Here is a 12,443-nt window from a genome sequence, read left to right as displayed (position 1 = left end):
TTCACGCACGTCAGGCCTCAGTGGGGAACGCGCAATTCGGTGTTGCCGTCGTAGAACACGCATTCGCCGTTGGGGAAGTAGAGAATCCTCAGGCCCTCGCAGGTTCCCGCTTGTTCGTTTCCGGTTCCGGCCCACCTGCCGACGACCGTGTAGGATTCCTCCGCGGCGGAAGCCGGCGCGGCCACGGAAACCGCGGCGCCGAACGCGACGACGGTAATGCCGAAACCGGCTGCAAGCTTGCGCAACATCACTGTTCTCCTTGGTCATAGGGTTTGTTTTCGCTTGCGTGGAAACGTAACAAGGTCACGCGCCGGGCTTCGGATGGAAGGCGTTTGCGGGCAGAGGGGCTGCCCGAACTACCTTCGCCGGGGAGGGTCAGCTACCGGCCTGGGCGCAGGTCGCGGCGTCGGCACCGAGCACCGGGTCGGTGACCGGGCGGGAGGTGATCGGCAGGCTGCGCTGGGCGGTCAGCGCGCCGTCGCGAAGGGTGTAAACGGTGCGGGTTCCGCTGTAGGTGAGCGGTTCCGCGCTGACGTCGTCGGCCTCGGAGGCGACGATTTCCATGGTGCGCCCGCCGCCGTTGAGCGGGGTGCACTGGTAGCCGAGGTGGGCGGCGACTCCGCCGCCTTCGGCGACCGAGAGAGGCTTGCCGTTCTCGTCGACGACCTGGCTGAGGTTACGGCCGTCGTAGTGCAGGGCGGTGAAGAAGGTGGTGTTCGCCCCCACCGACTGGGTGACGATGAGTTCCGCGCGGCCGTCGCCGTTGAGGTCGGCGACGCGCGGGGCCGCGAGGGGGACGGAGCCGTCGGCGCCGAGGTGGATCGAGGTGAACGCCCTGTTCACGGTCGCGGAGATCACCTGATCGTTTTCGCCGGTGAGCTGGGCGGAGACCGTCTCGATCTCGCCGTCGCCGTCGAGGTCGGCCACCGTGGTGACCGGGTCGGCGGCCGGGGCGGCCGACGGGTTGGACAGCGGGCTGGGTTGCGGAGTGGCCAGGGCCGGGACGATGGCGGCGAGGCCCAGGGCGGCGGTGATACCGGTGATGGTGGCGGTGCGGACGATGCCCGTGCGGTTCATGATGATCTCTCCCTCCACTCGTCCGGTGAACTTTTCACCGAAAGTGTTCTCGTAAGGGGAGACGGCCACGAGGCCGGGAAGTGCAGTGAAGGTGTGATGGGCCACACAGACGCAACCCGAGGCTGAAGGACGCGTGTGGCCCGCCCCGGATCACAACCCCTTTCAAGAGGGAGTCGCGCGGGATCACGCGGCCACTAATTCCTGCGTCGACACGCGGGCCATCAGCCTCGCGGATCCTGGTGTTCTGGAATGTCCAAGGTGCGCGAAGGGGACTTTCCCCGGATGACATGCGGGGAAAGTCCACTTCGCGCCTCAGGAAAGTGGGGATCGGTACGCCGTCCGCCTCAGGCCGGTCACCGTGCTCGCCCACCTCGTCGCGACACGACCTCCTGACGCACAGCGAAATCCATTGCCGGGGTCCGGTGCCTGCGACACCGCCGGAAGTTCCGGTATACAAGGTCATTTATCCGGAACTCGGCTGGTCACCCCAGTAGCCACGACGGCGAGTGAAGGCTCCTTTCTTGCGCCAGGCGCAAGCAAGGAGCCTTTATGTACTTCAGGTGGGCAAGGCCGCGCCGGGAACTGTTCACTCGATCCGGTCACCAGCGCCATCGTGCGGCGGTCCGTGGGTACTCCTCGGGAAACGGAGGAGGCAACGATGCCCGACAACGAGCTTCCGGGGTTCCTGATCATCGGCCTGATCTTCATCATCGCGGACGGCCAGATCCTCTATCGCGGCGCCCGTCGCTTCCTGAGCGCGCCGGACGCCCGCGAGGGAGGCGGATCGGTGGCCTGGATGGTGGTGACGGTCTTCCATCTGGTCGCGATCGGGGTGCTGGCCCTGCTCTCGGTCGTGGCCCCGGACTGGTCCGGTTCGGCCGCCGCGTTCATCGGCAGGCTGGGCGTCTTCCTGCTGCTCATGGCCGTGGCCCACGTCCTCACGCTGTCGGTGCTCTCCCGCCGGCGACAGGACCACGTCGTCGAATCCCGCTATCGCGGACGCAAGACCGAGCGGCCGGTGCGGGCCGACCGGTCGGTACGGGCCGACGCGGCCGCGCAGCCGACGGTCACCCCGGTGCCGGGGCAGGACGGGCGGGCTCCGCAGGTGAGCCCGGATCTCAGGGATCAGGGTCCTTATCGAGCTTGAGGCCGAGCGCGAGGTGGAGCTGGCGCGCCCACCAGCGCACCTGGGCGGCTGACTCGTCCGAAGCGGGACCCGTGACTCCGGCACTGCGCCGAAACGCGCCTCCGTACTGGGCCTCCATCGCCATCGCCTGATGCAGGGCCGCGACGGCCAGCCGGGTGTCGTCGATGGAGCAGCCGGGTGGCCGGAGCCGGTGGAGGGCGTCGACGACCGGGGTGAGCATGCCGCTGCCGGGGTCGCGCCATCCCGCCGCGTGCAGTGCCACCGCGAGTTCGCCGTATCCGTGCCGGTAGAGCGACTGGAGAGCCTCGACGAGTTCGAGCAGGTCGGCGTCGCGGTCCAGCCAGCGCGCGAGGAGGTCGTGGAGCCCGTCTCGAAGGCGGCGGCCGCCGTGCCGGAGCAGTTCTGCGAGCAGCTTTTCGCGATTGCCGAAGTGGTGGGCGACGCCGGCGTCGGTCATGCCGACCCGCGCGGCCACCGCGCGCATCTGGACGGCGGCGACACCGGACTCGGCGAGCAGCGAGGCCGCGGCGTCGAGGATCAGGCGTCGCGCCTCCTCCGGAGTCCTTCTGGCTCGAGGTGTCGTCACGATCGGCATCGTACCTTGATGCGCCAAGGTATGTGGGTTACCTTGGCATCTCAAGGTAACTGGGGCAGGAGAAGACAATGACCGAAATCAGCCTCACGCTGGGCGATGTGACTCTGCGGGGTACGGTGACCGGCTGCGGCCCGACGGTCCTGCTGCTCCACGCGGGCGGGGAGCGGCGGAGCGTCTGGGAGCCGGTCGCGGCGATATTGGCCCGGCAGGGGCTGCGGACGGTGGCCTACGACCTGCGTGGTCACGGTGACAGTTCCGGCAAGGCGACCACGCTCCGGACCCTCGCCGACGACGTGGTCGAAATGATCGGCCGCGAGCCCGTGCCGATCGTCCTCGTGGGTGCCTCGATCGGCGGGATGGCCGCCATCGCCGCCCTCGCGGAACCTGCCGTCGCGAAACGCGTCGCCGGTCTCGTGCTCGTCGACGTCGTACCGGACCTCGCTCCGGCACGGGCGCGCTCGTGGCTCGACTTTCACGGACTCGGCGGCCGCCACACCCACCTCGTGGACGACGTCCTCGGGTCGGGGCCCGCCCTTTTCGCGACGGCCGGGGCCTTGGACCTGCCCATCCTGGTGGTGCACGCCGGGCGGGAATCGCCGCTCAGCGAGTCGGATGTGCGCCGTCTGCGCGCGGCCAACCGCCGGGTCACGGTCGCCAGGGTTCCGGCCGCCGGTCATCTCGTGGCGCGGGACGCGCCGGAAGAGCTCGCGCGCCTCGTATCGGCACACGCCGTCGCGTGGCAGAGCGCGGTGCCGACGGTTGAACGGTGCTAAGGTTGCCCTGGAGCGAGGGTGTCCTCCGTCACGGGACGGTTCCGGGACGCGGGCCGGGCGGGCAAGATCGGTTGTCAGCGGCCATCGCGCAGGTGAGCGGGGACGCCGGGCAAGGGTTCGCCTCCGGGGATGAGCACAGCGTGCACGCGGCGCTACCTACCGGTAACCTACCGTCGGCGCGTCGAAAACCCCGTCCAAGGCGACCTCGGCACGCTGCCTACAATGTCCGCCATGACCTACAGCGAACCAGCGCGATCAGAGGCACGTCGCACCCGATCGCTGGCGTCCGCGTCCTCCTCGGCCGAACAGGCCTGTGGGATCACGATTTATGGATGTGGGCAGGACGAGGCCGTCCTGTTCAAGGAGATGGCGCCTCGTTTCAGCATAACGCCGACCATCGCGGAAGCGCCGGTATCCGAAGCAAATATCGAATTGGCGTCCGGTAACCGGTGTATCAGTGTCGGTCACAAGACTCCGATCTCGAACCCCCTTCTTCTCGCACTCGGCGAGGCAGGCGTGGAGTACATCTCCACGAGGAGCATCGGGTTCAATCACATCGATGTGAAATACGCCGAAAGCGTCGGCATCACCGTCGGAAACGTCGCGTACTCGCCGGACAGCGTCGCCGACTTCACGCTGATGCTGATGCTGATGGTGGTGCGCGACGCCAAATCCATCATCCGCCGTACGGAAGTTCATGACTACCGGCTGAACGCCGTACGCGGGAAAGAGCTGCGCGACCTGACCGTCGGGGTGGTCGGAACAGGGCGCATCGGTGTCGCGGTCATGGACAGGCTGAAGGGTTTCGGCTGCCGGGTACTGGCCTACGACACGATGCTCAACGCCTCCGCCGATTACGTCCCGCTCGACGAATTGCTGCAGCAGAGCGATATCGTGACACTTCACGTGCCACTCAACACGGACACGTATCACCTCCTCGACCGTCGGAACATCGAGGAGATGAAGGGTGGCGCGTACATCATCAACACCGGGCGCGGTCCACTCATCGAAACCGAGGCCCTCATCTCGGCCCTGGAAAGCGGAAACCTCGGCGGCGCGGCGCTGGATGTCCTCGAAGGGGAGGAAGGAATCTTCTACGCCGACTGCCGGGACAAGACCATCGACGGCAACAAGCCCTTGCTGCGGCTGCAAGAGCTGTCGAACGTGATCATCAGCCCGCATACCGCCTATTACACGGACCACGCTCTGAGCGACACTGTCGAAAACTCCATCATCAATTGTCTCAACTTCGAAAGCGGGAAGTAGTATGGATAGGTTGAAAATCGGAATTCTGTTCGGCGGCCTTTCCGAAGAGCACCCTATCTCCATCAAGTCTGCGCTGGAGGTCCAGAAGCACCTCGATCTCGGTAAGTACGAGCCGTACTACATCGGGATCACGCAGGGTGGCGCCTGGATGCTCTGCGACGGCCCCGCCGCGGATTGGGAGACCAGCGGGAACTGCCGTCCGGCCGTTCTGTCGCCGGACCGGGGGGTGCACGGGCTGCTGGTCCTGGACGAGGGCAAGTACGAGACGATCGCCCTCGACCTGGTGCTGCCCGTCCTGCACGGCAAGCTCGGTGAAGACGGTGCGATGCAGGGCCTGCTGGAGATCTCCGGCATCCCCTACATCGGCTGCGATGTCCAGAGTTCGGCCCTGTGCATGGACAAGTCCCTCACCTATTCCGTCATCAAGGGCGCGGGAATCCCCACGCCGAACTTCTGGATCGTCACGGACGACAACGACGTCGACCCCGGCGAACTCAGCTACCCCGTCTTCGTGAAGCCGGCCCGGTCGGGTTCGGCCTTCGGCGTCAGCAAGGTGTCGAGCAAGGAAGAACTGTCCGCCGCGCTGGCGGAGGCACGCGAGTACGACTCGAAGGTGCTGATCGAAGAAGCCGTCATCGGCAGCGAGATCGGCTGCTCCATTCTGGGCAACGACGACGATCTGCTGGTGGGCGAGTGCGACCGGGTCGCGCTGACCCACGGATTCTTCAAGATCCACCAGGAAGAGAGCCCCGAGACCGGCTCCGAGAACTCGAGCTTCATCGTTCCCGCCGACATCTCGGCGGAGTCGCGCGCGGTCGTCCAGGAGACCGCGAAGGCCATCTACCGCGCCCTGGGCTGCCGGGGACTCGCGCGGGTCGACCTGTTCCTCAAGGAAGACGGAAGCGTGGTCCTGAACGAGGTCAACACCCTTCCCGGCCTGACCTCGTACAGCCGCTACCCGCGGATGATGGCGGCCGCCGGCCTCTCGCTCGGCGACGTGATCGACAGGCTGGCGACGCTGGCCTTGGCGGGGCGCAACGGATGAAAGACGATTTCGTCTTCGTCGACGAGGTTGTGCCCGGGATCCGCTGGGACGCCAAATACGCCACCTGGGACAACTTCACCGGTAAACCGGTGGACGGCTACCTGGTGAACCGCGTCGTCGGTACCCGCGCCTTCTGCGCGGCGTTGGAGAAGGCACGAGAGAAGGCCGAGGCTCTCGGCTTCGGCCTGCTCCTTTGGGACGTCTACCGTCCGCAGCGCGCCGTGGATTGCTTCATGCGCTGGGCGGAACAGCCCGAAGACGGCCGGAAGAAGCTCAGGCACTACCCGAACATCGACCGGCCCCAGATGTTCGAAAAGGGTTATGTGGCCACCAAATCGGGCCACAGCCGGGGCAGCACGGTGGACCTGACGCTGTACCGCCTGGACACCGGCGAACTCGCCGACATGGGCGGCGACCATGATGTGATGGACGTCGTTTCGCACCACGGGGCGGCGGGAATCACGCCGGAGCAGGAAAAGAACCGTGAGCACCTGTGTTCCATCATGGTGGACAGCGGTTTCAATCTGTACGAGTGCGAGTGGTGGCATTACAGCCTGAAGGATGAACCTTATCCGGACACCTATTTCGACTTTCCCATCGCAAGCTCGTGAGTGTTCTGGGCCGTTAGAACGACCCGGAACACGGGTTTGAGTACATGAAGGACCCCTTCCTTGCGCTAGACGCAGTGAAGGGGTCCTTCGCGTACCTGCCCGGGGATGTGCCACGGACCGGTTCGTGAAGGCCGCCTTGCCTACCTTGAGGGTGCAGGGTTCCGGCGAACTCGCGGAGATGTTGGTCAAGCGGGTCGCGTGTGGCGATTCGGGTTCTGACGGACCTGTATTTGCCTACGGGGACGTTGATCGAGGCCCGACGCCCTGCGCCGTCGGGCTGACCATACGTGGGTACGCAACTACCACCCCCGACCGAAGCGTGACTCAGACGTCAAGCGCGGCCGCCCCCCGGTGTCGCGAAAGCCACTTTCGCGACGTCAGATGTCCCGAAAAGTGGCTTTCGCGACACCGGCCAGCCGATAGTAGGTACCCAAGCCACCCCTTGGTTCTACCCGAATTGCCACTCAAGGCCACCCCGACCCACCTCCTTTCGGGCACTTGACGAAGGCGGGCCCGGTTCGCCAAGAGCGGACTGAACGGCAGCTCTGCGACTTCGCCGGTCGAGGTAGGGAAGGGGGCCTTCACGTGCTTCAGGCGAGCAGCGCCCCCGCAGTGTTGCCGTGGGCGGCCTCCTCAGGCGCGTCGCCGCACTGTCTGACTGGACGCTTGACGGGGGCCGCCCACCGCGTTCGGCACCCCTCCCGCTACCGCGCCGAGCGGGTTACCCGTCGGCTTCGCCGCTTTGTCCTCGCACGGCAAAAGAGGTGTGCGGTAGTGGGATTCTTTTTCAACTCGCGTCCAGGTGACGACCTCACCGCCGCAACCGCCATCAGGATGAAGGCGCTCTTTTTCTCTTGGCGAGTCCATTTGTGTTGGCTACCCACTAATGGGCCTTGACGTCGTACTTCGCGGTGAGTAACAGGTGACGATTGAGAGAGCAAAAAGAGAACTTGTCGATGGCGAATGCCCTTAGTTGAAATTCCCCATACCAGCCGCCTCGGCTTCTCTGTATCACCCACACGGAGGAGACTTCCGCAAACGTCGACCGGGAACCGTTCGGGTGGACCAAGAACGCCGCGGCCGAATCCGCGAGAGCGGAAACGCGAGCTGCGAACGGACTAGCTGGATCGGCGAACAGCCTAGCCCGTTTCCCTCGTGCTGATACGAAAAGCGTAGGTTCGCGAGTCGATCTTGAACGAAGACCTTGGACGGCGACCTTCACTGTGAGGTATCCCCATTGTTCGTCAATTGCCGACAAGGATTGGTCGTGCCATGCTGACCAGGTGTGCACTCACTGGGGACTGAGGGGGCGCGAGGTTCACTCGCGACCACAAGGCAATCGCGGATTCCGACCGGCTGAGCGACTGAGCCGATCCCGACATGTCCCCACCTGGTGCGTCGAAGTGGACCTTGGTTTTGTTCTGGCCGAAGTCGTCGAGCAAAACTCTCGGTAGTTCGCCGGAGCACACGCCACCGCCGGTCATCTCGGAGGCGGCCCGCCGTCAGGCGGGCCTGCCGGTGGCGCTCATGGGGATCCTCAGTGTCGAGGACGCCCGCCACACGGCACAGGGCTGGTGCGGACGGGCTCGTGGTGTCCAACCATCGTGGCTAAGCAGTTGGACGGTGCGGTTCTCTGCCGTATCGCAAAGTGGACGGATAAAGATCCAATGGGGCTAGGTGGATCCGATGAGGGTTGACATATTCGCTCTCCCGGTCGTCGAAATCGAGCTGTCCCGGCTGTCTTCCGTATCTTCGCCGAGAACTTCAGGTGAAGATCCGGAGCACGTCGAGACACTGTTGTCGGCCGAGGGGGAACTTCCGCCAATTCTCGTTCACCGACCGACGATGCAGGTCGTCGATGGCCTGCACCGGCTCAAGGCGGCGCGGGTCAGAGGCGACACGACGATCGTGGCGAGGTTCATCGACGGAGCCGAATCCGACGCGTTCGTCCTGGCCGTCGAGGCGAACATCCGGCACGGTCTGCCGCTCTCACTCGCCGATCGCAAGCGTGCGGCCCTTCAGATCATCGGGACGCATCCTCAGTGGTCCGATCGGCGGGTGGCGTCGGCGACCGGTATCTCCGCCGGCACGGTGGCCGACCTGCGCAGGTGTGGAGGAGACGCCGGAAACGAGGCCAGAATCGGGCGGGATGGGCGCATCCGTCCCGTCGACAGTTCGGAGAGGAGAAGACACGCCGCCGACCTCATTCGCAGTGATCCGGGCCTTTCGCTCCGGCAGGTCGCCAAGCAGGTCGGCATCTCGCCGGAGACGGTCCGGGACGTGCGCGGCCGGTTGGAGCGTGGTGAGAGCCCGACTCCGGACGGGGGCAGGAGGTTACGGACCAAGCCGCTTCCGCTGGGCCGGACGGAACCCGACATCGGCCGTGCCGTGGATCGAGAGCGTCTCGCCGTGCTGGAGCAGCTCAAGGCCGACCCCGCGCTGCGGTTGAGCGAAGTCGGCCGAATCCTGCTGCGAATGCTCTCCATGCATTCCATGGACGGGCAGGAGTGGGAGAAGATCCTCCACGGCGTACCGCCGCATTTGTACGGTGTGGTCGCCGGGTTCGCCAGAGATCACGCCAGGGTCTGGGCGGGGTTCGCGGATCACTTGGAGAACCGGGCGACCGATCTCGCCGCGGGATGACCCGGTGAACGGTATAAGGAGCAGAGGTGCCCATCGAGAAGGCGCTTGTGGTCGGCACTGGTCTGATCGGTACCTCGGCCGCGTTGGCCCTTCGCGAGAAGGGCGTGGCGGTCTACCTCTCCGACGTCGACGCGCACGCCGTCCGGCTGGCGTGTGAACTCGGCGCGGGCCAGGAGTGGGCCGGTGAGGAAGCGGACCTGGCGTTGATCGCCGTGCCGCCGCATCTGGTGGGGGAGCGGCTGGCCGGGCTGCAGAAACAGCGGGCCGCGCCGGCGTACACCGACGTCGCCAGTGTCAAGGCCGAACCGATCGCGGACGCGGAGCGGCTTGGGTGTGACCTGACCTCCTATGTGCCGGGTCACCCGCTCGCCGGCCGGGAGCGATCCGGACCGGCCGCGGCCCGCGCCGATCTGTTCTTGGGTCGTCCCTGGGCGCTCTGCCCCGGGTCTGAGACGGGAGCGGATGCCTTGCGGCGGACGCGGGAGCTGGTCTCGCTGTGCGGGGCGAACGTGGTCACCGTCGGCGCCGGCGAGCACGACTCGGCGGTGGCGCTGGTGTCACACGCCCCGCACGTGGTGGCGTCGGCGGTGGCGGCGAGCCTGGTGAGCGGGGGCGACGTCCCGCTGAGCCTCGCCGGGCAGGGGCTGCGCGACGTGACGCGCATCGCCGCCGGGAATCCCCTGCTGTGGCGGAAGATCCTTGCCGGGAACACCCTGCCGGTGGCCGGCGTGCTCGAGCGGATCGCGGCCGATCTCGCCTCGGCGGCTTCGGCCCTGCGGTCCGGTGAGCTGGATGACGTGCTGGATCTGCTGCGGCGGGGTGTGGAAGGCCACGCCCGGATCCCCGGCAAGCACAGCGGGCCGGGGATCCGGGCGTTCGCCGTGGTACAGGTGGTGTTGCGGGACAGGCCGGGAGAGCTGGCCAGGTTGTTCAACGCGGCGGAGCTGGCGGACGTCAACATCGAGGACGTCCGGTTGGAGCACTCGACGGGTCTGCCGGTCGGTGTCGCCGAGATGTCCGTGCGCCCGGAGGACACCGGCAGGCTCGCCGAGGCACTCCGCTTCCATGGCTGGCACGTTCCGCCCGTGCCCGTCGGGACCCCTGCGGGGCGTTAGGTTCCTGTGCCGGGCAAGGTGCGAGACCGGCGCTGCCCTCGTGACGATGTGGGCGGTCCGGCGTAGGCAGACGAACACCAGTGTCGCTTGTGGACGGTCATGGCCGCGGATCCCGAGTGCTCGCGGAGATGGTCGCTTGGACCCACTCGTGGACATCGACACGATTCAGCACGATTGAGATCGCGGACTTCGCGCGTGGGAGGAATGACGGTATGGACGTAGTGATGCGCTTCGGCGCACCGAACCCGAGGGATGACGACCCCGATCCCTGGTCGACGAAAATCCGCCGGGGGACGGTGCGCAGAGTGCTCGGCTACTTTCGCCCGCATATCGGGAAGGTGGCGCTCTTCGTTCTCATCGCCGTGTTGGAGGCCGTCGTCATCGTCGCGACCCCCTTGATCATGCGGGAGCTCATCGACAACGGCATTCTGAAGAACGACCTCGATGTCGTGCTCTGGATGGCGGGCCTGACCGGCATCCTCGCCCTACTGGCCGCGGGCTTGTCGCTGGTGTCGGCTTACATCGCCGGGAAGATCGGGGAAGGGGTCACCTATGACGTCCGGACCCAGGTGCTCGACCACGTCCGGCGGCTGCCGATCGCGTTCTTCACCCGGACCCAGACCGGGGTACTGGTGAACCGGCTGCACACCGAAGTGATCATGGCGCAGCAGACGTTCGGCCACCTGCTGCTGGTAGCGACCAGCGCGGTCGCGGTCGTGCTGGTACTGGCCGAGCTGATCTACCTGTCGTGGCTCGTCGCCGTCGTCACGCTGGTGGTGGTCGCGCTGTTCCTCGTGCCATGGGTCTACGTGGGACGGCTCATCGGGCAGCGCACCGGAAAGATGATGGATGCCAATGCCAGCCTCGGCGGCCTTCTCCAGGAGCGGTTCAACGTCCAGGGGGCGATGCTTTCCAAGCTCTACGGCCGTCCGGACGAGGAGATGGCCGACTACCAGCAACGTGCCGGGGGGATCCGCAAGCTCGGGGTGAGCCTTTCCGTCTGGGGCCGGATGTCCTTCGTCATGATGACGCTGATGGCCTCGCTCGCCACGGCGATCGTCTACGGCATCGGTGGCGGACTCGTGCTCGACGGTGCGTTCCAGCTCGGCACGCTGATCGCCATCGCCACCCTGCTCGCGCGGCTGCTGGGACCGATCACCCAGCTGTCCGGGATGCAGGAGACCGCGCAGACCGTCGTGGTGGCCTTTTCCCGGTTCTTCGAGTTGCTCGATCTGAAGCCGCTGATCAAGGAAAAGCCCGAAGCGGTGGAGCTCACGAAGGACGTGGCACCGGAGATCGAGTTCGACGAGGTGATGTTCCGCTATCCCACCGCGGACGAGGTCTCGCTGTCGTCGCTGGAGCATGTGCGGGCCGCGAAGGGACGCGGGGAAGTGACGTCGGATGTCCTTCGCGGGGTGAACTTCCACGTGCCCGCCGGGACCCTCACCGCGCTCGTCGGCCCGTCCGGCGCCGGGAAGAGCACCATCACCCATCTGGTGACCCGGCTGTATGACCCGACCTCCGGAACCATTCGCATCGGCGGACAGGATCTGCGGGACCTCACCTTCGATTCGCTCCGCGAATCGGTCGGGGTGGTCAGCCAGGACTCCTACCTCTTCCACGACACGATCCGGGAAAACCTGCTCTACGCCCGCCCGAGCGCCACCGAGGACGAGCTGATCGAGGCCTGCAAGGGTGCCCAGATCTGGGACCTGGTCCAGTCCCTCCCCAGCGGGTTCGACACCGTCGCCGGCGATCGCGGCTACCGCATGTCGGGCGGGGAGAAGCAACGGCTGGCGATCGCCCGGCTGCTGCTGAAGGCGCCGTCGGTCGTCGTGCTCGACGAAGCCACCGCTCACCTCGACTCCGAGTCGGAGGCCGCGGTCCAGCGGGCGCTCAAGACCGCCCTGCGCGACCGCACTTCGCTGGTGATCGCCCACCGGTTGTCCACGATCCGCGAGGCCGACCAGATCCTCGTGATCGACGGCGGCGGGGTCCGGGAGCGCGGGACGCACGACGAACTGCTGGCCGCCGGCGGTCTTTACGCGGAGCTCTATCACACGCAGTTCGCCAATCCGGAAAGCAACGGAACCAAGGCGGACGGCAACGGAACCGGGTTCGACGACGAGCCCGAGCCTGAGCCGGTGTTCTACGGCCTTCACGGAGGATGA

11 protein-coding genes are annotated in these 12,443 nt (G+C 66.4%); 8 read left to right on the top strand and 3 right to left on the bottom strand.

Features of this window, described 5'->3' with window-relative positions; all coding sequences use genetic code 11:
- Positions 1–17 precede the first annotated feature (17 nt).
- Both ACM6LR_RS35205 and ACM6LR_RS35200 read right to left on the bottom strand, forming a co-directional pair.
- Entirely contained in the window at positions 18–248 is a 231-nt protein-coding gene (locus tag ACM6LR_RS35205; protein ID WP_414945331.1) for a hypothetical protein, read from the bottom strand.
- A 127-nt stretch (positions 249–375) separates the two neighbouring features.
- Positions 376–1,077: an FG-GAP repeat domain-containing protein gene (locus ACM6LR_RS35200; RefSeq protein WP_414939976.1), complete on the bottom strand. Its 702-nt coding sequence runs from the start codon at positions 1,075–1,077 to the stop codon at positions 376–378.
- Between the two features lie 658 nt (positions 1,078–1,735).
- On the opposite strand from ACM6LR_RS35200, the gene ACM6LR_RS35195 reads away from it, so the two are divergent.
- Positions 1,736–2,224 (top strand): hypothetical protein, encoded by a 489-nt coding sequence (locus tag ACM6LR_RS35195; protein ID WP_414939975.1) that lies wholly within the window; start codon positions 1,736–1,738, stop codon positions 2,222–2,224.
- Here ACM6LR_RS35195 and ACM6LR_RS35190 read toward each other — a convergent pair.
- The gene (locus ACM6LR_RS35190) at positions 2,196–2,810 is read right to left on the bottom strand and encodes a TetR/AcrR family transcriptional regulator (RefSeq protein ID WP_414945330.1); all 615 of its coding nucleotides are present in this window, start codon (positions 2,808–2,810) and stop codon (positions 2,196–2,198) included. The genes ACM6LR_RS35195 and ACM6LR_RS35190 overlap by 29 nt on opposite strands.
- A 77-nt stretch (positions 2,811–2,887) precedes the next feature.
- Between ACM6LR_RS35190 and ACM6LR_RS35185 the strand changes: the two genes are divergently transcribed.
- From ACM6LR_RS35185 to ACM6LR_RS35155, 7 genes are all read left to right on the top strand, one after another.
- A complete protein-coding gene (locus ACM6LR_RS35185; RefSeq protein ID WP_414945329.1) occupies positions 2,888–3,592 on the top strand; it encodes an alpha/beta fold hydrolase in 705 nt (234 codons plus the stop codon).
- A gap of 222 nt (positions 3,593–3,814) precedes the next feature.
- Positions 3,815–4,858, top strand: a complete 1,044-nt coding sequence (gene vanH-Ac1 / locus ACM6LR_RS35180) for a D-lactate dehydrogenase VanH-Ac1 (protein WP_414939972.1) — start codon at positions 3,815–3,817, stop codon at positions 4,856–4,858.
- 1 nt (position 4,859) lies between these two features.
- Positions 4,860–5,903: a D-alanine--(R)-lactate ligase gene (gene vanA, locus ACM6LR_RS35175; RefSeq protein WP_414939971.1), complete on the top strand. Its 1,044-nt coding sequence runs from the start codon at positions 4,860–4,862 to the stop codon at positions 5,901–5,903.
- A complete protein-coding gene (gene vanX, locus ACM6LR_RS35170) occupies positions 5,900–6,514 on the top strand; it encodes a D-Ala-D-Ala dipeptidase VanX (protein WP_414939970.1) in 615 nt (204 codons plus the stop codon). The genes vanA and vanX overlap by 4 nt, the downstream gene beginning before the upstream one ends.
- Positions 6,515–8,191: 1,677 nt before the next feature.
- Positions 8,192–9,157 carry a helix-turn-helix domain-containing protein gene (locus ACM6LR_RS35165; RefSeq protein ID WP_414939969.1) on the top strand — a complete coding sequence of 322 codons (966 nt, stop codon included), beginning with the start codon at positions 8,192–8,194 and terminating at the stop codon, positions 9,155–9,157.
- 26 nt (positions 9,158–9,183) lie between these two features.
- The gene (locus ACM6LR_RS35160; protein ID WP_414945328.1) at positions 9,184–10,272 is read left to right on the top strand and encodes a prephenate dehydrogenase; all 1,089 of its coding nucleotides are present in this window, start codon (positions 9,184–9,186) and stop codon (positions 10,270–10,272) included.
- Positions 10,273–10,484: 212 nt separating this feature from the next.
- Positions 10,485–12,443: an ABC transporter ATP-binding protein gene (locus ACM6LR_RS35155; RefSeq protein ID WP_414939967.1), complete on the top strand. Its 1,959-nt coding sequence runs from the start codon at positions 10,485–10,487 to the stop codon at positions 12,441–12,443.

It is taken from the genome of Amycolatopsis sp. cmx-11-32, assembly GCF_047608695.1.
In the GTDB taxonomy this organism is placed as follows: domain Bacteria; phylum Actinomycetota; class Actinomycetes; order Mycobacteriales; family Pseudonocardiaceae; genus Amycolatopsis.
This window is presented reverse-complemented; position numbering and strand designations above follow the sequence as displayed.

Bases quoted from the DNA above. Each gene is read 5' to 3' on its own strand.
- vanX (WP_414939970.1), top strand. From the start codon at position 5,900: ATGAAAGACGATTTCGTCTTCGTCGACGAGGTTGTGCCCGGGATCCGC.
- ACM6LR_RS35200 (WP_414939976.1), bottom strand. From the start codon at position 1,077: ATGAACCGCACGGGCATCGTCCGCACCGCCACCATCACCGGTATCACC.
- ACM6LR_RS35185 (WP_414945329.1), top strand. From the start codon at position 2,888: ATGACCGAAATCAGCCTCACGCTGGGCGATGTGACTCTGCGGGGTACG.
- vanA (WP_414939971.1), top strand. From the start codon at position 4,860: ATGGATAGGTTGAAAATCGGAATTCTGTTCGGCGGCCTTTCCGAAGAG.
- ACM6LR_RS35205 (WP_414945331.1), bottom strand. From the start codon at position 248: ATGTTGCGCAAGCTTGCAGCCGGTTTCGGCATTACCGTCGTCGCGTTC.
- ACM6LR_RS35195 (WP_414939975.1), top strand. From the start codon at position 1,736: ATGCCCGACAACGAGCTTCCGGGGTTCCTGATCATCGGCCTGATCTTC.
- vanH-Ac1 (WP_414939972.1), top strand. From the start codon at position 3,815: ATGTCCGCCATGACCTACAGCGAACCAGCGCGATCAGAGGCACGTCGC.
- ACM6LR_RS35155 (WP_414939967.1), top strand. From the start codon at position 10,485: ATGGACGTAGTGATGCGCTTCGGCGCACCGAACCCGAGGGATGACGAC.